The sequence below is a fragment of the Cryptosporangium aurantiacum genome (assembly GCF_900143005.1).
Classification (GTDB): Bacteria; Actinomycetota; Actinomycetes; order Mycobacteriales; family Cryptosporangiaceae; genus Cryptosporangium; species Cryptosporangium aurantiacum.
The window spans coordinates 1-18,860 of the sequence record NZ_FRCS01000024.1; the positions used below are offsets into that span (position 1 = coordinate 1).

At 72.1% G+C, this 18,860-nt stretch carries 15 protein-coding genes; 7 read left to right on the plus strand and 8 right to left on the minus strand.

Annotated features, from left to right (window positions below; genetic code table 11):
* The 5 genes from BUB75_RS45865 to BUB75_RS39970 all read right to left on the minus strand — a co-directional run.
* Positions 1–1,550, minus strand: a 1,550-nt coding sequence (locus tag BUB75_RS45865; protein WP_143175715.1) for an HNH endonuclease, incomplete at its 3' end; no start/stop codon positions are given.
* A gap of 62 nt (positions 1,551–1,612) precedes the next feature.
* Positions 1,613–2,227 carry a TetR/AcrR family transcriptional regulator gene (locus tag BUB75_RS39955; protein ID WP_084742319.1) on the minus strand — a complete coding sequence of 205 codons (615 nt, stop codon included), beginning with the start codon at positions 2,225–2,227 and terminating at the stop codon, positions 1,613–1,615.
* A gap of 42 nt (positions 2,228–2,269) precedes the next feature.
* Entirely contained in the window at positions 2,270–3,043 is a 774-nt protein-coding gene (locus BUB75_RS39960; RefSeq protein WP_073265467.1) for a hypothetical protein, read from the minus strand.
* A gap of 684 nt (positions 3,044–3,727) precedes the next feature.
* A complete protein-coding gene (locus tag BUB75_RS39965) occupies positions 3,728–4,549 on the minus strand; it encodes an ABC transporter ATP-binding protein (protein WP_073265321.1) in 822 nt (273 codons plus the stop codon).
* Positions 4,550–4,607: 58 nt separating this feature from the next.
* The gene (locus BUB75_RS39970; protein ID WP_073265323.1) at positions 4,608–5,036 is read right to left on the minus strand and encodes a nitroreductase family deazaflavin-dependent oxidoreductase; all 429 of its coding nucleotides are present in this window, start codon (positions 5,034–5,036) and stop codon (positions 4,608–4,610) included.
* Between the two features lie 73 nt (positions 5,037–5,109).
* On the opposite strand from BUB75_RS39970, the gene BUB75_RS39975 reads away from it, so the two are divergent.
* Positions 5,110–6,540 carry a cytochrome P450 gene (locus tag BUB75_RS39975; protein WP_218618058.1) on the plus strand — a complete coding sequence of 477 codons (1,431 nt, stop codon included), beginning with the start codon at positions 5,110–5,112 and terminating at the stop codon, positions 6,538–6,540.
* 43 nt (positions 6,541–6,583) lie between these two features.
* On the opposite strand, the gene malQ is transcribed toward BUB75_RS39975, so the two are convergent.
* A complete protein-coding gene (gene malQ / locus BUB75_RS39980) occupies positions 6,584–8,758 on the minus strand; it encodes a 4-alpha-glucanotransferase (RefSeq protein WP_178380101.1) in 2,175 nt (724 codons plus the stop codon).
* Between the two features lie 45 nt (positions 8,759–8,803).
* On the opposite strand from malQ, the gene BUB75_RS39985 reads away from it, so the two are divergent.
* From BUB75_RS39985 to BUB75_RS39995, 3 genes are all read left to right on the plus strand, one after another.
* Positions 8,804–9,580 (plus strand): SanA/YdcF family protein, encoded by a 777-nt coding sequence (locus BUB75_RS39985; RefSeq protein WP_245806379.1) that lies wholly within the window; start codon positions 8,804–8,806, stop codon positions 9,578–9,580.
* Between the two features lie 204 nt (positions 9,581–9,784).
* Positions 9,785–10,000, plus strand: a complete 216-nt coding sequence (locus tag BUB75_RS39990) for a hypothetical protein (protein WP_073265328.1) — start codon at positions 9,785–9,787, stop codon at positions 9,998–10,000.
* Positions 10,001–10,453: 453 nt separating this feature from the next.
* Positions 10,454–12,367, plus strand: coding sequence for a glycoside hydrolase family 15 protein (locus BUB75_RS39995; RefSeq protein WP_084742321.1), 1,914 nt, complete (start codon positions 10,454–10,456; stop codon positions 12,365–12,367).
* Between the two features lie 110 nt (positions 12,368–12,477).
* Here BUB75_RS39995 and BUB75_RS40000 read toward each other — a convergent pair whose 3' ends face one another.
* Positions 12,478–13,083, minus strand: coding sequence for a TetR/AcrR family transcriptional regulator (locus BUB75_RS40000; RefSeq protein ID WP_073265330.1), 606 nt, complete (start codon positions 13,081–13,083; stop codon positions 12,478–12,480).
* Between the two features lie 86 nt (positions 13,084–13,169).
* On the opposite strand from BUB75_RS40000, the gene BUB75_RS40005 reads away from it, so the two are divergent.
* The 3 genes from BUB75_RS40005 to BUB75_RS40015 are packed head-to-tail and all read left to right on the plus strand — an operon-like array spanning position 13,170 to position 16,660.
* Entirely contained in the window at positions 13,170–14,087 is a 918-nt protein-coding gene (locus BUB75_RS40005) for an SDR family NAD(P)-dependent oxidoreductase (protein WP_073265332.1), read from the plus strand.
* On the plus strand, positions 14,084–15,706 hold the full coding sequence (locus tag BUB75_RS40010) for an AMP-binding protein (RefSeq protein WP_084742326.1): 1,623 nt from the start codon (positions 14,084–14,086) through the stop codon (positions 15,704–15,706). Before BUB75_RS40005 ends, BUB75_RS40010 begins: the two co-directional genes overlap by 4 nt.
* A gap of 15 nt (positions 15,707–15,721) precedes the next feature.
* Positions 15,722–16,660 (plus strand): hypothetical protein, encoded by a 939-nt coding sequence (locus tag BUB75_RS40015; protein WP_073265334.1) that lies wholly within the window; start codon positions 15,722–15,724, stop codon positions 16,658–16,660.
* Here BUB75_RS40015 and BUB75_RS40020 read toward each other — a convergent pair.
* Positions 16,591–18,672, minus strand: coding sequence for a S8 family serine peptidase (locus BUB75_RS40020; RefSeq protein ID WP_073265336.1), 2,082 nt, complete (start codon positions 18,670–18,672; stop codon positions 16,591–16,593). The genes BUB75_RS40015 and BUB75_RS40020 overlap by 70 nt on opposite strands.
* Positions 18,673–18,860: the final 188 nt, after the last annotated feature.

An 18,860-nucleotide genomic window follows, 5' to 3' on the forward strand; every position in this document is an offset into this window, starting at 1 on the left:
AAGCCGCACAGGAGGATGAGGTTGTTCATGTCGGTTGGTCCGCCGTGGGTCCAGGGGATGATGTGGTGGGCTTGGGTCCAGTGGGGTGGGCGGGTGCAGTAGTGGAATCGGCAGCCCTGGTCCCTTACGACGAGGCCGCGGCGCATGGTGGGTGGGACGAGGCGGGTGCGGCGTCCGACGGCGATGGGGACGTCGTCGGGTCCGAGGATGATGCGGTTGATCGCGGCGTCGCAGGCGATGCGGTCGATGGCTTCGAGGGGGAGGGTGTCGCCGAAGTCGGTGCGGCCGCCGTCGCCGGGTCCGGGGACCCACCGGCTACCGGGAACCCAGACCCGGGGACCACGACCGGAGCCACTTCCCGAGCCGCCCGAGCCACCGCCGGAGCCGCCGAGGCCATCGCTTCCCGGGCCGCCGCCGGAGCCACGGCTGGCGCTGTTACCCCGGTCGCCGCCGGAGCCACTGCTGGAGCGGCCGAGGTCACCGTTACCCGAGCCGCCGCCGGAGCCGCCGGGGCGCGTGTCGAAGCCGCCGGGGCCGCTGGCGGGGTAGTGGCGAGTGGGGGCCGCGGGTTCGGGTTGGTGCTGGGGGTCGGTGAGCCAGTCGGTGACCACGTCCCAATCACAGTCGGCGACCACGTCCCAGTCCCAGTCGGTGACCCACTCCTGCTCCCCGTCGGTGTCGAGGGGCCATTCGTCGTCCGGCCGGACTAGATAGTCGGGCAGTGGAGTGTCAGGCGTGGGGGGCGGGGTGTCGGCCAGGACGGTGCGGCCGGTCGGGGTGCGGCGGAGGTCACTGGCGTGCACCAGCACGGTGAGGTGGGGTTGTTCGCCGGCGGTGGTGGGAAGCTCGCCGGTGTCCAGGATGTGCCGGATGAGGTCCCGGAGGGCGTCGTGGCGGCGTTCGGCCGCTGAGCGCATGTCTTCGGGATCGGGTTTGGGCAGGGTCGCGAAGTAGGTCTGCAGCATCGCTCCGCATTCGGGCGAGAGGGAGCCTTTGAGGTCCCAGATGTCGTCGTAGGTCTGACCCAGATACACCGCGCGTTCGGGTTCCGGCGGATGCTCCTTCGCCGGGAGCAGGTGCTCGAGGATGCGTTTGGCGATCTGCCGCAGCTCTGAGCAGCTGAGCTGGTGGGCGTTCTCGAACAGCATCTCCTCAGCGACGGGCACCAGGTCCGGATCGACCGCGTCGACTTTCCGGGCGAGCCAAGCGGCGACCTTCACATGTCCGAAGGACACCGTGCCGGCGGACAGGGCGGCGGCGAAACGCGGCAGCACCGGTAACCGGCGCGCGGTGTCCACCAGAGCGCTGGCCTCACCCGAGGTCATTCTCAAGGAGCCTTGGAGCCAGGCCTTCGTCGACGGGGCACCGTTGTAGGCGACCGCGCCCCGGCGGTGCACCGCACCCACGGCTTCGGCGAGCCCGGCCTGGGCCACCCGCACGATTTCTTCCCAGTCCTCCACCCGGCCGAGCTGCGCGGAATCGGGGAGCCCGCCGAGGTCTTCCCCGGCCAGCTCCCGCAACACCGCCACACACCCGACCATCGAACTCATGTGCGAGATTCTATCGGCGCCCACCGACAGAAAACCGCTGTCCACAAGCGGAAACAGACGCTCTAGTGCCGTTGCGACGAAGAGGCGACGCACATCGTCCAGCACGCCTCGCCGGCGGCGGTGATGTCGGCGTCGGTCAGGACCAGGTGCCCGCTCCGCTCGGCTTTGAAGAGGTTGACGAACGCGCCCCAGATCAGTGCCATCAACACTTCGGGACGGACGTCGCTGCGCACCACGCCAGCCGCCCGGAGCCGGCGCATTTGGTCCAGCGCCGGTGCCAGCACGTCCACCTCGAGTTCGCGGCTCGGCCGGTCGAGATAGGGCCGGTGGTCCTGCAGTTCGAGGAACCGGTACGCCTCCGGGTGGGCGCGTGCGAACGCGGCGAGGCGTCGCCAGAACTCGGTGAAGCGTTCACCACCGCTCGGGAACTCGTCCAGCCCGGTGAAGATCTCGTCCTGCAGGAATCGCTTCTGCTCCTGGTAGAGCTCGTTGACGAGCGCTTCCTTGTTCGGAAAATACCGATAGATCGTGCCGGTGCCGACCTGCGCCTGCGTCGCGATCTCCGGGACGGCGACGCCGTTCACCCCGCGCTCGGCGAACGTGACGAGGGCGGCCCGCAGAATGGCCGCCCTCTTGCCGGTCGCCGCGACCGAGCGCGTCACCGACTGTCGTTCCACGCCGCGAGGCTAACAGGGCGTCTAGTCACCGATCGGCACGGTTCACGCCCGGAAGGACTGATGCGGCTGGAAGACGCAGATGTTCGTGTCGCCCATCGCGTTGCTGTCGGTGATCTCGGTGAAGTAGACGTACGGCGCGCCGGGCTCGAGTGGTGCGGTGACCGTCACCGTCTCGCGGTTCAGTCCGGCTGTCGGGTCGGTGACGCGCTGGATGAAGATGTTGTCCCACCAGTGCAGGTTCTGGGTGTCGAACTCGGCGATCGAGGCGCCTCGGGCGAGCCGGAAAATGTAGTACGCGTCCTGTCCGGACAGCGTGCTGAGCGGCGACCAGCGCACGTCGACGCCCTGTCGGGGTGCGTCCGCGTCGAGCACGTCGCCCTGGCCGGGTGTGAACGAGTCGTAGATCTCCTTGCGGTGGTTCTCGTATGCGCCGACCAGCGCCTCGGTCGGTCCGGCCTGCTGCACCCGCGACGCGACGACCGGTGCGCCGCCGTCCTTCGGGGTGACCTCGATGCGGTACTCGCCGGCCTCCATGAAGCCGGTGGCCAGATTGAGCATGTACCAGTGCGAGTCGGTGGTGCGGTCGTAGATGTGCCCGTTGCGGTTCTTCGGAGTGAACGGCTGGTTGGCGATCTCGACGCGGTAGCCGTTCGGGCCGTACGCGGTGATCGTGTCGATCAGCTCGTGCACGGGGGGACCGCCGGTGGGGTAGAAGGCCACCAGGAACTTGTGCTGCTCACGCGGGTCCGGGGTCTCGAAGTCCCAGTACACGTTGCAGGCCATCAGGTCGAAGATCCGGAGCTGTGCTGCTGCCATGTCGTCCTCCACGCCGCTGCGGAATGAACGTTCATTCCGCAGCGTAAGGGAGGTGGCGTCGCGGCGTGGACTATTCGCGGAGTTCGCCGGGAACGATCGTGTCCGGCCGGGTCAGCGGTGGCCATGGCCGCCTCGACGCACCGTGCCATGCCGCGGTGCGGCCATGCGGCCATCGGCCATGCGGCCATGCGGCCGGGGGCCGGGGGCCGGGCGGTGGTGAGGCCGGGCGGCCGGGCGGTAGTGCGGCCAGGCGGCCAGGCGCGCGGCCCCATGGCGCAACGGCGCGGCGGCGCGGGGAACTGGCGCGGCACGGTGGTGCGCGGTGCGGTGTGCGGCCGGGGGCGCGGTGCGGTGGTGTGCAGTGTGCGGTGTGCGGCCGGGGGGCGCGGTGCGGTGGTGCGCGGTCTGCGGCCTGCGGCCCGGGGGGCGCGGTGCGCGGTGCGCGGTGCGCGGCCTGCGGCCCGGGGGGCGCGGTGCGGTGGCGCGCGGTCTTGCGGTCTGCGGCCCGGCGGTGCGGTACGACGCCGCGCCCCCGTGCGCCGCGCCCCTGCGCGGCGCAGGCACGCCGCGCCCCCGCGCCCCTGCGCGGCGCAGGCACGCCGCGCCCCCGCGCCCCTGCGCGGCGCAGGCACGCCGCGCCCCCGCGCCCCCGCGCCCCCGCACGGCGCAGGCACGCCGCGCGTCCTACGGCGTAACGGCCGCCGCCGCCTGGCGCCGCCGGCGCGCTGCCGGGATCACCAGCGGCGTCTCGGTCTCCGGGTCCGGCACCACCTGACACGGCAACCCGAAAACCTCCTCGACGAGCGCCGCGGTCACGACCTCGGCCGGCGGCCCCTCCGCCACCACCTTTCCGGCGCGCATCGCGATCAGGTGCGTCGCGTACCGGCAGGCGTGGTTGAGGTCGTGCAGCACCGCGACGAGCGTCCGGTTCTCTCGCTCGTGCAGCTCGGCGCAGAGGTCGAGCACCTCGAGCTGGTGCGCGATGTCCAGAAAGGTGGTCGGCTCGTCGAGCAGCAGGATCGGGGTCTGCTGTGCCAATGCCATCGCCAGCCACACCCGCTGCCGCTGACCGCCGGAGAGCTCGTCGACCAACCGTAGCGCCAGGTCCTGCACGCCGGTCGCGGCCATCGACTCGGCGACGACCCGCTCGTCCTCTCGCGACCACTGGCGGAGCAGCTTCTGGTGCGGGTAGCGGCCCCGGGAGACGAGGTCGGCCACCGTGATGCCGTCCGGCGCGGTCGGGCTCTGCGGCAGGAGCCCGAGCCGGCGCGCGACCTCCTTCGACGGCAGCGCGCTGATCAGCTCCCCGTCGAGGTGGACTGCGCCCGACTTCGGCTTGAGCATCCGCGCGAGCGCGCGCAACAGCGTCGATTTGCCGCAGGCGTTCGGGCCGACGATGACGGTCAGCGAACCGTCCGGGATCTCGACGTCCAGATTCTCGGCGACGACCCGCTGGTCGTAGGCCAGTTCGACCTTCTCGGCGTACAACCGGGACCGACCGGCCATGAACGTCTCCTCCCGCCCCGCGCGGCTCGGAACGGCCGCACGCACATCTTAGGCAAGCCTAACCCGGGGAGTCGGACGACCTCACCAAGGCGACAACCGGGATCACCCGGGTGGTCTTCGCCTGGTGGTCGGTGAAGAACGGATATTGCTCCGCGATGCGGGCGAACAGCGCGTCCCGCTCCTCGCCTTCGGCGACGACCGCGTCGGCCTCGTAGGTCTCGCTACCGACCTCCACCGTCACGCGCGGGTTCGCGACGAGGTTGTGATACCAGGCGGGGTGCCGGGGCGCGCCGGCGTTGGACGGCACGACCAGCAGCCGGTCACCGTCCGGGATGTACATCATCGGGCTGGTGCGCGCCTGCCCGGACCGGGCCCCCACCGTGGTGAGGAGCAGGAGCGGACGATCGCCCATCGCTGCTCCACGGCTCTCGCGGAACTTCCGGATCAGTTCCCGGTTGTACGCACCGACGTCGTCGGGGACGGTCATAGCGTTACCTCCTCGAAGAAACGGACACCCGCCACTCTGGTGCAAGTAGCTGACATCCGATGTCAGGAACAGAATGCGACAAGCTCTCGCGAACGCGTCCGCAGCCGCCGCGGGCAACGACACAATGGAGCGGTTCGACGCACGGGTGAACCGAGGAGAGTGTGACGTGTCGGTGAAGACCAGGATCCGGTGGATCGGCCGGCACGGGGTGGCGCGGGTCGTGATCGGAAGGGCGCACCGCAAGGGTGACCTGCACGCGCGCATCCTGTCCGACCCCGCGGCCAGGGCGGACCCGTACGCGACCTACGACGAGATCCGGGCCCGCGGGCCGCTGGTGCCCGGCCGGCTGATGATGCAGGCCGTCAGCCACGAGGCGGTCACCTCGGTCCTGCGCAGCGACGCGTTCGCGGTCGGGTTCGACCCCGACGAGATGCCGTGGGTCGCGCGCCACCTGCTCACCCGGGTCGCGGCCGACGAGCGGATCGTCGGTCCGATCGACCCGCCGTCGCTGCTGGTCACGAACGCGCCGGACCACACCCGCTACCGGCGGCTGGTCAGCCGGGTGTTCACCGCGAAGGCGGTCGAGGCGCTCCGCGCGCGCGTCGAAGAACGAACGACAGAACTTTTGGACGCCATGGCGGCGCGGCCGCACGGCGAACCGGTGGATCTGGTGGCCGAGTTCGCCAGCCTGCTCCCGGTCACCGTGATCGCGGAGATCCTGGGCGTGCCGCTGGACATGCGGCGGCAGTTCCTCACCTGGGGCTCGATGGCGGCGCCGGTCCTCGACATCGGCCTGTCGTACCGGCAGTTCGTCGAGTCCGAGACCGCGCTCGAAGAGATGTCGGACTGGATGTACAGCCACTTCGAGCGGCTGCGCCGGGAGCCGGGCGACGACATCGTCAGCAAGCTCGTCCACCTCGACGACGAGAGCGGGAAGCTCGACGACCGGGAGCTGCTCGCGATCGCCGGGCTGCTGCTCGCGGCCGGGTTCGAGACGACCGTCAACCTGCTGGGGAGCGGGGCGGTCCTGCTGATCGAGAACCCCGAGGAGCGCGTCGCGCTGGCCGCCGACCCCTCGCTGTGGGCGAACGCGGTGGACGAGATGCTGCGGTACGAGTCGCCGGTGCAGGCCACCAGCAGGCGGTCGATCCGGGACACCGAGGTGTGCGGGGTGCCGGTGAAGGCCGGGTCGTTCGTCACGGCGATGATCGGCGGGGCCAACCGCGACCCGGACGTCTTCCCGGACCCGCACCGCTTCGACGTCCGGCGGTCGAACGCGCGGGAGCACCTGGCGTTCTCCAGCGGCGCGCACTACTGCATCGGGGCGTCGCTCGCGCGGCTGGAGGGCGAGATCGGGCTGCGGCGCCTGTTCGAGCGCTTCCCCGACCTGTCCCTGGCCGGTAAGCCGTCCCTCCGCGGCACCCGGACGCTCCGGGGCTTCGACACGATCCCGGTCCACCTGAACAGCAACCGCCCCGCCGAACGGGAGCCCCACGCCGTGTGACGGATTCCCGGCCTCTCAGCCGACCGTAGAGGCCGGGAACGCGTCATCTCGCGCGGACCCCGGCGAGCACCTCGGCGAAGCGGCGGACCCGGTCGGAGGCGCGGAACTCCTCCAGCGTCACCGGCCGGTGCTCACCCGGGGCGTCGCCCGGCACCGCGAGCGGCAGCCGCCAGTTCGGGTACTCGTCGGTGGTGCCGGGCAGGTTCGGCTGCCGCAGATCGCCGACGGCGTCGCCGGGCGCGGCGAGCACCAGCCGGCACGGCGTCCGGACCAGCAGCGCGTGCAGCGCGCGAATCGTCTCCTCGCCGGACCCGTCCGGCTCGGTCAGCAACCCCTCCGAGCGGATCAGATCCAGAAGCGCGGCGCGCTCGGACACCGCCGTCGCGGTCTCCTCCTCGACCGACCGGCCGAGGACACCCAGCTCGGCCCGGACCCGCACGTGCTCACCGGTCAGGAACCCGGCCGCGGTCGGCAGGTCGTGCGTGGTGACGCTGGCCGCGGCGCCCTCCCGCCAGGTGGCGGGCGGCCGCGGCCGCGACGGCAGCTCGCCGGGCGCGTCCACGGCCGGGTCCGGGTCGTCCCGCTCGAACCAGATCACGTTGCTGCCCAGCACGTCCCGCGCGGCCAGTGCGGTGGCGACGTGCGGCTCGACCGTGCCGAGATCCTCGCCGACCACCAGTGCCCCGGCGCGGTGCGCCTCGAGCGCGAGCACGCCGAGGAACGCGTCCGGGTCGTAGCGAACGTAGGTGCCCTCGGTCGCGGGCCGGCCCGCAGGCACCCACCAGAGCCGGAACAGGCCGAGCACGTGGTCGATGCGGACGCCGCCCGCCGACCGCAGCGTGGCCCGGAGCATGTCCCGGTACGGGCCGTAACCGGCCTCGGCCAGACGCCGCGGGTTCCACGGGGGGAGTTCCCAGTTCTGGCCGTGCTGGTTGAACGAGTCCGGCGGCGCTCCGGTCGTCGCGCCGTCGGCGAGCACGTCCTGCAGGCCCCAGGCGTCGGCACCACCGGGGTCGACGCCGACCGCGAGGTCGTGCACGACGCCGACCGGCATGCCCGCCTCGCGGGCGGCGTCGCCGACCGCGGCGAGCTGCTCGTCGCAGAGGAACTGTAGCCAGGCGTGGAAGTCGACGCGGTCCGCCAGCCGATGGCGCGCGGCGGCCACCGCGTCCGCGGCGGGGTGGTGCAGCTCGGCGGGCCAGGACTGCCAGGGGACGCCGAGCTCCTCGGCGAGCGCGCAGAACGTCGCGAAGTCCTCCAGGCCCTGGCCCTGTTCCGCTCGGTAGCCCGTGAGTGCGGTGGCGCGATCTCCGGACGCTGCGAGCGGGAACAGCAGCTCCAGCGCGGCGAGTTTCGCGGTCCACACCGGGTCGCGCACGATCCGGTCGGCCGGTGCCTCCGGCCGCAGCGCGTCGACCGCCGCCCGCTGCTCCGGCGACGCCGCCCGGTACTCGGCGGTGTCCGCGATCCGCAGGTAGAGCGGGCTCCGGAAGCGCCTGCTCGACGGGTAGTACGGCGAGTTCTCCAGCGGCAGCACCGGCGACGGCGCGTGCAGCGGGTTGCAGACCACCGCACCGGCGCTCAGCTCGGTGCCGCTCCAGCGGACCAGCTCCCGCAGGTCGCCGTAGTCACCGATCCCCCACGAGTCGGCGCCGCGCAGCGCGTACAGCTGGAGCATCCAGCCCCATACGCGGCCCGCACCGGCCGGGTACGGCACCCGGGCCGGGGCGGCGATCAGCACGGCCTCACCGGTCTCCGCGCCGGTCGAGACCTCCAGCCGGTGCCAGCCGGGCGGCAGCGCGGGCAGGGCCACGGTGCGGGCCTCCCGCTGCACCCCGTCCACGGTGCGCGCCTCGGTGACGTCCACAGAAGCAGTGGCGGTGACGGAGGGGCCCTGCTCGGTCAGGACGCGCGCGGACAGCGACCCACCCGCGGGGGAGCGGACCACGACGGTGGCGGGCTCGTCCGCGGGCACGACCACGGTCGGCGGCAGTAGCCGCCGCCAGGGTGTCAGCTCGGCGTCGGCCAGCGACTTCGCGACCGCCTCCGGCGTGTCGGCCGCGACGCCGAGCGCGCCGAGCACGGCGACGACCGTGGACGCGGTGACGGTCTCCGGCCGGCCGGTCGACCCGACGTATTCGGTGGCGACCCCGTGCGCGGTGGCCAGGGCGGCCAGGGCTGGATCGATGGTGGCGGTTCCTGCGCTCTGTGCACCCACGACGGTGAACGTAACGCAGTTGCGGACAACTGGTTGTCTGGTGGCGTGAGCGACGCAACCGACGTGTCGTCGGCTGAACCTTCCGATTCCGACGCCCCGAGTTCGGACGCCCAGACTTCGGATGCCCAGACTTCGGACGCACAGACTACGAAGGCCACGCCGCGGAAGCGTCGGCGGCTCCTCACGCTGGTGATCGGGCTGGTCGTCCTCGGGGCCGTCGTCGTGGGCGCCGCCGTGACCTGGACCTGGACCGGGTCGTCGGGGCACCGGTACGACACCGTCGCCGCAGCGCCGGACGCCCCGGTCGCGATCGTGTTCGGCGCCCAGTTACGGCCGGACGGGACGCCCAAGCCGTTCCTGGCCGGGCGGCTGGACATCGCCGCGGAACTGTACCGGGCGGGCAAGGTCAAGGCGTTGCTGGTCTCCGGCGACGGGAACGGGACGTCCGGGAACGAAACGTCGTCGATGACGCGGTACCTGACGGCGCGTGGCGTCCCGGCCGACCGGATCGTCGCGGACCCGAACGGGCTGGACAGCTACGACACCTGCGCGCGGGCGTACCAGGTCTACGGAGTGCGGCGTGCGCTGCTGGTGAGTCAGGCGTTCCACCTACCCCGGGCGGTGTCGCTGTGCCGGCACGTCGGAATCGACGCCGACGGGGTCGCCGGGCGGTGTGACTCGTGTCGAGACATGACGCTGTGGCGCAACCGGATACGCGAGGTACCGGCTGCGCTCAAGGCCGCCGCGGACGCTCTGCGCGACCGGCCGCCGGTGGTAATTTCCCCGCGCGATTCGGCGCTGGACAAGGCGCTGAGCAGCTAGGACGCGCGCACCCTAGCGTGGAAATGGCAAGTGCCGAATACGTCGGCGCGAATTGCACCCGAGCCTCAACCGAACGGCGTATTCGCAAGTGTTCGGGAGTAGACAGATCAAGTGTCCAACGGCCGATCGTTCCGGCCGCTTCCTAGGCGCACTCTAAATGCACCAAGACAGCAACCGGGGCAGCGCACGAGGAAGGGGAAAGTCATGAGCACCATCATCGACGCCGAGGCACTGTTCGTCAGCGCTCTGCAGCCCTCCGACCTGCCGACGCCGGAGCAGGTTCGCGCGGCGATCGCGGGCGCGCTGCTCACCTGCGGCGGCGCGGACGGTTGCGCGGTCCGCCTGGCCGCCGAGTTCGGCGAGCACCCGGAGACCGCCGTCGCCCGCATGCAGTGGGCGATCCAGACTCTCGCCGCCTGAGGCTCCGCCCGCTCGCTGCCCCGGACCCGTACGCGCCGACGCGTACGGGTCTTTTCGGCACGCCCGACTGGATCGATTCGGCGGGAGAAGTGCGCGACACTCGGTCACCGGGAGCCGGATGGATTCAGAAAACCGTCCGTACGTACCGTGGTCGGGGGTCGGCCGGGGTGGGAACGTGGCGGTGAACGGGCGGCGGCCGACGGTCGAACACCCTCCGTCTCGCGATTGGTACGCAGGCCCGCAGAGGTGCTACACACTGGTCACCGCGGGGAGATGCGGCCGTCATGGACGGTGAGCAACGTGGGGGGTTCACGCCCCCGCCGGTACAGGGAGTGGCCGCGTGTCGGCCCATGGACGAGGAGGAGCGGCGCCGATGATCACTGTCTGCGCGCCCAGTGGGCCGCTACGGCCCCGCAGCAGTTTCCGCCGGGCCACGCCCGCGGCGGACGTCCGATGATCAGCGGCGGAGGCTTCGACCGCATCCGCGTTCCCGTGTCGGCCGACGCGCTGGCGTCGCGCTCACCGTTTCCTCCGATCGCGGACTACGGTTTCCTGTCCGACTGCGAGGTGATGGCGCTGGTCGCACCGAGCGGCAACATCGAGTGGCTCTGCCTGCCGCGGCTGGACTCGCCGAGCGTGTTCGGCGCGGTGCTCGACCGGGACGCCGGCGGCTTCCGGATCGGGCCGGCCGACAACATGGTGCCGGTCGACCGCCGGTACCTACCCGGCACGATGGTCCTGGAGACGTCCTGGGAGTCCTCCGGCGGATGGCTGATCGTCCGTGACACGCTGCTGATCGGCCCATGGCACCACAACGACCACTTTTCGCCCACCCAGCGGCGCGCCCCCACCGACTACGACGCGCAGCACATGCTGCTGCGCACGGTCCGGTGTGTGAAGGGCGAGGTCCAGGTCGTGATGGACTGCGAGCCGATGTTCGACTACGGGCGTTACCAGGCCCGCTGGTCCTACACCGACCGCGGCTACCACCAGGGCATGGCGACCAGTGCCAACGGTGAGGACAGCGGCCCGAAGCTGCGGCTCACCACCGACATGCGGATCGGCTTCGAGGGCGGCCGGGCCACCTCCCGCACCCTGCTCAAGGAAGGCGACCAGCGGTTCGCCGTGCTTTCCTGGGCGTCGGTGGAGCCGCCGTACACCGTCGACGACGCGAACGCGCGCCAGACCTGGACCGCGCACCACTGGCAGCACTGGCTGGCCCGCGGCTCGTTCCCCGACCACCCGTGGCGCGGCCACCTGCAGCGCAGCGCCCTTACGCTCAAGGGCCTGACGTACGCGTCCAGCGGCGCGCTGGTCGCGGCCGCCACGACGTCGCTCCCGGAGACCCCGCAGGGCGAGCGGAACTGGGACTATCGGTACAGCTGGATCCGGGACTCGACGTTCGCGCTCTGGGGCCTCTACACGCTCGGGTTCGACTGGGAGGCCGACGACTTCTTCAACTTCGTCGCGGACGTGGCGTCCCAGGGTGACCTGCAGGTCATGTACGGGGTGGACGGCGAGCGGGTGCTCACCGAGCACGTGCTCGACCACCTGTCCGGGTACGACGGTGCGCGGCCGGTGCGGATCGGCAACGGCGCGTTCGACCAGCAGCAGCACGACGTCTGGGGCGCCGTGCTCGACTCGATGTACCTCCACACCCGGTCACGCGACCGCCTGGACGACCGCACCTGGAAGATCATGCGGCGTCAGGTGGAGAAGGCGATCGAGCACTGGCGGGAGCCCGACCGGGGGATCTGGGAGGTCCGCGGCGAGCCCAAGCACTTCACGTCGTCGAAGGTGATGTGCTGGGTGGCGGTCGACCGGGGCGCCCGGCTGGCGCGGCTGCGCCAGGAGTACGAGCTGGCCGACTCGTGGCAGAAGGTCGCCGACGAGATCCACGCCGACATCTGCGAGCACGGCGTCGACACGCGCGGGGTGTTCACCCAGCACTACGACACCGACGCGCTCGACGCGTCCGCGCTGATGCTGCCGCTGGTGCGGTTCCTGCCGCCGGACGACCCGCGGATCAAGTCGACGGTGCTGGCGATCGCCGACGAGCTGACCGTCGAGGGGCTCGTGCTCCGGTACAAGGTCGAGGAGACCGACGACGGCCTGCACGGCGAGGAAGGCACGTTCGCGATCTGCTCGTTCTGGCTGGTGTCGGCGCTGGCGGAGATCGGGGAACTGGACCGGGCGCGGCAGCTCTGCGGCAAGCTGCTGTCGTTCGCGAGCCCGCTGGGGTTGTACGCGGAGGAGCTCGACCCGTACTCGGGCAAGCACCTCGGCAACTTCCCCCAGGCGTTCACGCACCTGGCGCTGATCAACGCGGTGATGCACGTCATCCGCGCCGAACACGGAACTCCTTGAGGGCGGCCCGCCCAGAACGACGCCGGCAGGCGAGCGCGAAACCTTGAGTATGACCAATACGAGGCGGTCTCGCGCTCGACTGCCAGCGCCGCCCTGGGCGGGCCGCGCACTCAGGCGCGGATGCCGCGGAGGATGAGGTCGGGGGCGCTGGTCAGCCAGCGGGTGCGGACCACGTCGGGGTCTTTGCCGTCGAACGCGTCGATCGCGGCGGCGAGGATCATGCCGTTGATCGCGCGGGCGGTGACGCCGACGTCCAGGTCGTCGCGGAGGAACCCCTTCGCGACGCCGTTGACCAGGTAGGACTGGGTGACGCCGCCGAACGTATTCAGACCGGCGGTCAGCGCACGGGTGAAGTCCCGGTCGACGCCGAGCGCCTCGGCGAAAAAGAACCGCCCGAGCGCAGGCTCCTCGGTGAACACCGCGAACAGCTTTTCGCCGACCCGGACGAACTGCGCCAGACACTCCTCGAGGGTGTCGGCGCTGCCCGGATTCTCGTCCCGGATCGTGTCGTTCAGACGCTCGAGCACGTGCACCAGCACGTGGCTGACGATGTCGCGCTTGTTCCGGAAGTAGCGGTAGAACGTCCCGTGGCCGATGTTCAGCGCGGACGCGATGTCGGCGATGCCGGTCGCGTGGTAGCCGCGCTCGGCAAAGATTTCGAGTGAAGCCCGGACAATTTCGTCACGTCGCCGTTGTGCGATGTCAACGTGTGGCATCGTTTACTCCCATGCGGAATGACACGTCATTCAGCTTAACCCCGCATCGCTCGTGGACCCCGGGTGGTCGGCGGCTACCGCTCCTGGTGCGCACCGCGATGGGCCTGGCCTGGCCCGGTCCCGACCCGCGCGTGCTGCGCGCCGCGGTGGCCGGCCGGACCGTGCTGATCACCGGGGCGTCGTCCGGGATCGGGGAAGCCACCGCCCGGCAGGTGGCCCTCGCCGGGGGAACCGTGCTGCTGGTCGCGCGCACCGCCGACCGGCTCGCCGCGGGGCGCGCCCGGATCGTGTCGGCCGGCGGCAGCGCCCACGACCATCCGGCCGATCTGTCCGACCCGGACGCCGTCGGCGCGCTGGTCGAGGAGATCCTGACCCGGTACGGCGGTGTCGACGTGGTGGTGAACAACGCCGGGCGGTCGATCCGGCGGTCGGTCAGCGCGTCCGCGGAGCGTTTCCACGACTACACGCGGACGATCGACGTCAACTATCTGGGGCCGGTGCGGCTGCTGCTCGGTCTGCTGCCCGGGATGCGCGAGCGAGGGCGCGGGCACGTCGTCAACATCTCGACGGTCGGCGTGGACCTGCCGCCTCCGCAGTGGACGGCGTACCTAGCGTCGAAGTCGGCGTTCGAGGCGTGGGTGCGGGCGGCGGCGCCGGAGCTGCGGGCCGACGGTGTCGTCACCACGTCGATCCACTTTCCGCTCGTGCACACCGCGATGAGCGCGCCGACCGCCGAGTTCGCCCGGCTGCCGGGGATGTCGCCGGACGAGGCGGGTGCGGTGGTGTGCCGCGCGCTCGCCTACCGGCCGCGGCTGCTGAGCCCGTGGTGGGCGCGCGCCGGTGGCCTGGTCGGCGACGCGCTGCCCGCGACCGTCGACGCCGCCCTCACGCGGTACCACCGCACCACGCGGCCGACCTCCCACGGCCCGGCCGCGGTGGGCCCGGCCGCGCTGGGCCCGGCGGCGGACGTTTTGCCGGTGGACGACGCGGGGGCGGCGCGGTGAGGAGCGGGGCGGCGCGGCGGCGGGCGGACGGGCGTGGTGGCCGCGGCCCGTTCGGGTTCGCGGCGCAGGCCACCCGCACGCTGGTACGCACCGGCGTGCTCGGCCCGCTGGGGCCGCGCGCGCTGCGGGACGTCGTCCGGACCGCGTACCGGTACGGGCCCGCGCTGCCGACGATGCTGGGCATCGCCGCGGCCCGCTACCCCGACCGGCCCGCGGTGATCGACGAGCACCGCACGATCACCTACGCCGAGCTGCGTCGCCACGCCGAGGTGGCCGCCGCGTTCCTCTACCATTCCTGCCACCTCCGGCCCGGCGACAAGCTCGGCATCATGTGCCGCAACCACGCCGGCTTCGCGATCGCGACGCTCGGCGGCGCGGCGATCGGCGTCGACCTGGTTTTTCTCAACACCGACTTCGCCGGTCCGCAGCTCGCCGAGGCGCTCCGCCGGGAACGCGTCGCGGCGCTGTTCGGCGACAGCGAGTTCAACGACGTGATCGCCGCGGCCGACTTCGCCGGTCCGCGTGTCCTCGCCGACGAACCACCGCAGGGCGGTGGTGACCTGTCGCCTCCACCGGCGACCCGGCGGGCCAGCCGGATCGTCATGCTGACGTCGGGCACCACCGGCACCCCGAAGGGCGCTCCGCGTGACGTGCAGCCGCTCGCGCTGGCTATCCCGGCGATCGGCATGGTCGACGCGATGCGGCTGCGCTCCGGCGACCCGCTGGTCGTCCTGCCGCCGCTGTTCCACGGCTTCGGGCTCGCGTACTGGACGCTCGCGCTGGCCCTGGGCAGCCCGATCGTGCTGTGCAGGCGGTTCACGCCGGAAGCCGCGCTGAAGATGGTCTCGCAGCACCGGGCCGCCGCGCTGTTCGGCGTACCGGTGATGCTGCAGCGGATGCTCGCGGTGCCGCGGGCGACCCGGCTCTCGTGCGAAACGTCGAGCCTGAAGGCGATCGGCGTCGCGGGCGCACCGCTGCGCCCGGACCTGGCCACCGCACTACTCGACGAGTTCGGCGACGTCGTCTTCAACCTGTACGGCTCCACCGAGACCGGCTGGTCCACGTTCGCGACCCCCGCCGACCTGCGGGCGGCGCCGGGCACGATCGGGTTGCCCGCGCAGGGCGTCACCGTGCGGGTGCTCGGGCCGGACGGTCGGCGCGTCCCGCCCGGGCAGCCGGGCACGATCCACGTCGGCAGCCGGATGACGTTCTCCGGTTACAGCGGTGGCGGCGGCAAGTCGGTCGTCGACGGGCTGATGAGCACCGGCGACCTCGGGCACGCGGACGACGCAGGCCGCCTGTTCGTGGACGGACGCGAGGACGACATGATCGTCTCCGGCGGCGAGAACGTGTTCCCGCAGGAGGTCGAGGAACTGCTCGCCCGGCACGCGGACGTCACGGATGTCGCGGTGTTCGGCGTCCCGGACGACGAATTCGGGCAGCGGCTGGCGGCGCACGTCGTCCCGGCCGAGGGTGCCGCCGTGGACGCCGACGACCTGCGCGCCTACGTCCGGTCGAACCTGGCCCGCTACAAGGTCCCGCGGGACGTCGTATTCACCGACCACCTGCCCCGCAACGCCACCGGCAAGGTGCTCACCCGCTATCTCAAGGAGAACTAGGGCAGGGAGGCCCGCATGGTCGAGGTCGACGTTTTCTGGGCGTACGGGATCGGGGCCGGGTTCGCGCTGGCCGCGGCCGCTCAACTCCGCGCCGGTGCCGTGCTCTCGGAGCAGCCTGCGGCGGCGCGCGGCACGGCGTCCGAATCGAAGACGGGAAGCCCGACGGCGGAGAAGCCGGTGGCGGACCCGTACCTGCTGATCACCGCGCTCTACTGCGCGGCGCTGTTCGCACCGAGCGGCGCCTGGCTGCTCTGGGGTTTTCCCAGCTGGGAGACGATGCACGTCGGGGACTACGACACGATCCCGGCGTGGCTGGTCGCGTTGTTCGCGGCGACCAACACCACCCAGGGGGTGCTCGGGTACCTGGTGACCCGGTGGTTGCTCCGGGCCGGGCGGCCGCAACTCGCCGCGTTCCAGGTCGTCGCCGCGTACTTCGGGATGTTCTTCATCCTCGTGCACGGCTGGGACGGCACCGGCTACGAACGGTTCTTCTCCGAGACCAGGGCCGACTTCGAGGCCTGGGACACCCGGCCGGTGCTCACCCAGGTGGGGGACTGGGTGGGCTCCGACGTGGCGCTGACGCTCTACGGGATGGGCGTCGTGCTGCTCCCGGTGATGTTCTGGCTGTGGATGCGGTGGCACCGGGCCGGCCGCCGACTGCTCGGTCAGCCGGCCGGTGCCGCGCAGGCGTGGGCGTTCTTCGGAACGGCGCACGGCCTGATCTGGCTCGGCGGTCTGGGCGGGGCGATCGTCGCCAGCGTCCTGATCCACCTACTCGGCTGGTGGATCGGTGGAGCGCTGGCGATCGCGCTCGGCGTGGTGCTGTTCCGGCCCGCCCGTGGTCCGCTCGGCCGTTCGGTGCGGTGGCTGGTGCCGGACGCCGGTCAGGCCACCGTGACCGCGCCGCTGGTGGACCCCAGCGCGGATCCGCTCGCCGGGACCCGGACCCGGTAGGACCCGGCCGTGAGACCGGTGAACGACGCCTGGCCGGCGGCGGACACCTTCTTGGTGGTCACCTTCGCCCAGGTCTTGCCGGTCCAGCGGTCGAGCGTGAGGACCTGCCCGGCGGCCGGGTTGACGGTGACGGCCAGCGTGCCGCCGGCCTGGGTGACCAGCTGCGCGGTGGCGATCACCGGGTAGGACGCGGTGGCGGACTTGGACGCGGTGGTGCCGGTGCCGCCGGGGTGGGTGAAGTAGACCGTGGTGGCGGTGTTCGGCGAGGCGCTGTAGCGGGCGGTACCACCGGCGTCGGTCTGCCCGGCCTCGCAGGTGAACTTCGTCGCCGGTGCGGTGCGCACGCAGACGTGGATCGCTGCGTTCGGCAGCGGCGTCGGCGTGCGGGTGGAGCCGCTGGTCAGCGTCGCGGTGACCGTGACGGCGGTGCCGGCGGTGATCTTCTTACCCGAACCGCTGGTCAGCGTGAACGTGGTCTTCGCCGGGGCGGTCGGCTTCGGCGGCGTGGTGGGACGGGTGGTCGGGGCCGGGCTCGTGGTCGGAGCGGGGGTGGTCGGGGCGGGCGTCGTCGGGGCGGGGCTGGTCGTCGGGGCGGGCGTCGCGGCGCAGCCGCCGAGCGAGCAGACCGCCGCGTACGGGTTGACCAGGCCGTAGCCGAACGCGTTGTCTCGTCCGGCGGTGCCGAGGTCGGTCGCGGTGTTCTGGAGCAGCGTGGTCATCGCTGCCGGGGTCAGGCCGGGGGAGACGGCCTTGGCGAGCGCGGCGGTGGCGGCGACGTACGGAGCCGCCATCGACGTGCCGTTCATCGACACGTAGGCGCTGCCCCGGTACGTCGACACGATCGCCACGCCGGGCGCCGCGATGTCGACGTAGCTGCCGGTGTTGGAGAAGCTCGCGTCCTGGTCGGCCGAGTCGGTCGCGGCGACGCCGATCACGCCGGTCTCGGCGGCCGGCCAGTTGACCGGGTTACCGCTCATCCGGGAGTTGCCCGCGGACGCGATCACGGTCACGTTCTTGCTCAGCGCGTACTGGACCGCGGAGGTGATCGCGCTGTCCCGCGTGCTGGAACCCAGCGACATGTTGATCACCGCCGCGTTGCGGTCGACGGACTCGATGATGCCGGTGGCGACCGCGGAGCTGTAGCCGGAGCCGTTCGCGCCGAGGACGCGCACCGGGAGGATCGTCGCACCGGGCGCCAGCCCGGCGATGCCCTGGTTGTTGTTCGCGATCGCGCCGATGATGCCCGCGACGTGGGTGCCGTGGCCGTTGGGGTCGTAGCTGCCGTCGGTGCTGCTCGTGTCCCGAACCAGGTCGACGCCGCTCACGACGCGGCCCGCGAGGTCGGGGTGGTTCGCCTGGACGCCGCTGTCGACCACTGCGACCAGCACCGAGCCGCCGGTGGTGCGCGCCCAGGTGTCCTCGGCACGCAGGCGGGTGAGCGCCCACTGGCCGGATCGCAGCGTGTCGGTGCTGGTCGCCGCTGCGCTGGTGGTGGGAGCCGCAGTGGTGGGCGCGGCGGCTGCTGCCGTCGTGGGGGCCGGCTCGGCGTCCGCGATCCGGACCACCTGGTCGACACCGACCGACACGGTGCCGGCGTCCTCCTGGGAGTCGGCGACGGCGGCTGCCGCCGCCTCGCGCCCGGTGACGGCGCGGGTGCTGACCACCGGCTTGCCGTCGACGTTGCGCACGGTGACGATCCGGACCCGCTCGTCGGCGGAAACCCCGGCGACGACGCTCTCCGGCGGCGCGGTCACGCTGGCGCCGGGTTTGCTCCAGGTCACCGGAGCGGCCGTGGCCCGGCCGGCGGCACCGGCGAGCGTCGTCGCCGGGGCCGCGGGCGTCGTCACCGGGGTCACCGGAACCGTCGTGGTCACCGGATCCGGTGCGCCCTCGGCGAGCACTGTGGAGGGTGCCGCGACGACTCCCGCGACGAGGCCGAGGCCGGCGAGGCCGGCAACGCCGGCGGTGAAGCGTGCGCCGGGGCGGCGCGTGCGGGGGGTCGGTTCGGTCACCGATCATCTCCTCGATCGAAAGGGGGGTCCACGTCCGTGTGGTCATCCCGTTTCTCGGCGCGGAGCAGGGCGAGCTGAGGGTCGGCTCGGGTGCGGCACGGGAGCAGCGCACGGCGTCGCCACCCGGCCGCACCCGGGCCACCCGGCGAGCGGCTACCGGAGTGGCCGGCGCCACGGGGTGCACGGTG

Excerpts from the sequence above, each read along its gene's own strand:
- BUB75_RS39960 (WP_073265467.1), bottom strand. The coding sequence starts at position 3,043 with ATGGCAGCAGCACAGCTCCGGATCTTCGACCTGATGGCCTGCAACGTG.
- BUB75_RS39995 (WP_084742321.1), top strand. The coding sequence starts at position 10,454 with ATGATCAGCGGCGGAGGCTTCGACCGCATCCGCGTTCCCGTGTCGGCC.
- BUB75_RS40015 (WP_073265334.1), top strand. The coding sequence starts at position 15,722 with ATGGTCGAGGTCGACGTTTTCTGGGCGTACGGGATCGGGGCCGGGTTC.
- BUB75_RS39975 (WP_218618058.1), top strand. The coding sequence starts at position 5,110 with ATGCGACAAGCTCTCGCGAACGCGTCCGCAGCCGCCGCGGGCAACGAC.
- BUB75_RS40000 (WP_073265330.1), bottom strand. The coding sequence starts at position 13,083 with ATGCCACACGTTGACATCGCACAACGGCGACGTGACGAAATTGTCCGG.
- BUB75_RS39990 (WP_073265328.1), top strand. The coding sequence starts at position 9,785 with ATGAGCACCATCATCGACGCCGAGGCACTGTTCGTCAGCGCTCTGCAG.
- BUB75_RS39970 (WP_073265323.1), bottom strand. The coding sequence starts at position 5,036 with ATGACCGTCCCCGACGACGTCGGTGCGTACAACCGGGAACTGATCCGG.
- BUB75_RS39965 (WP_073265321.1), bottom strand. The coding sequence starts at position 4,549 with ATGGCCGGTCGGTCCCGGTTGTACGCCGAGAAGGTCGAACTGGCCTAC.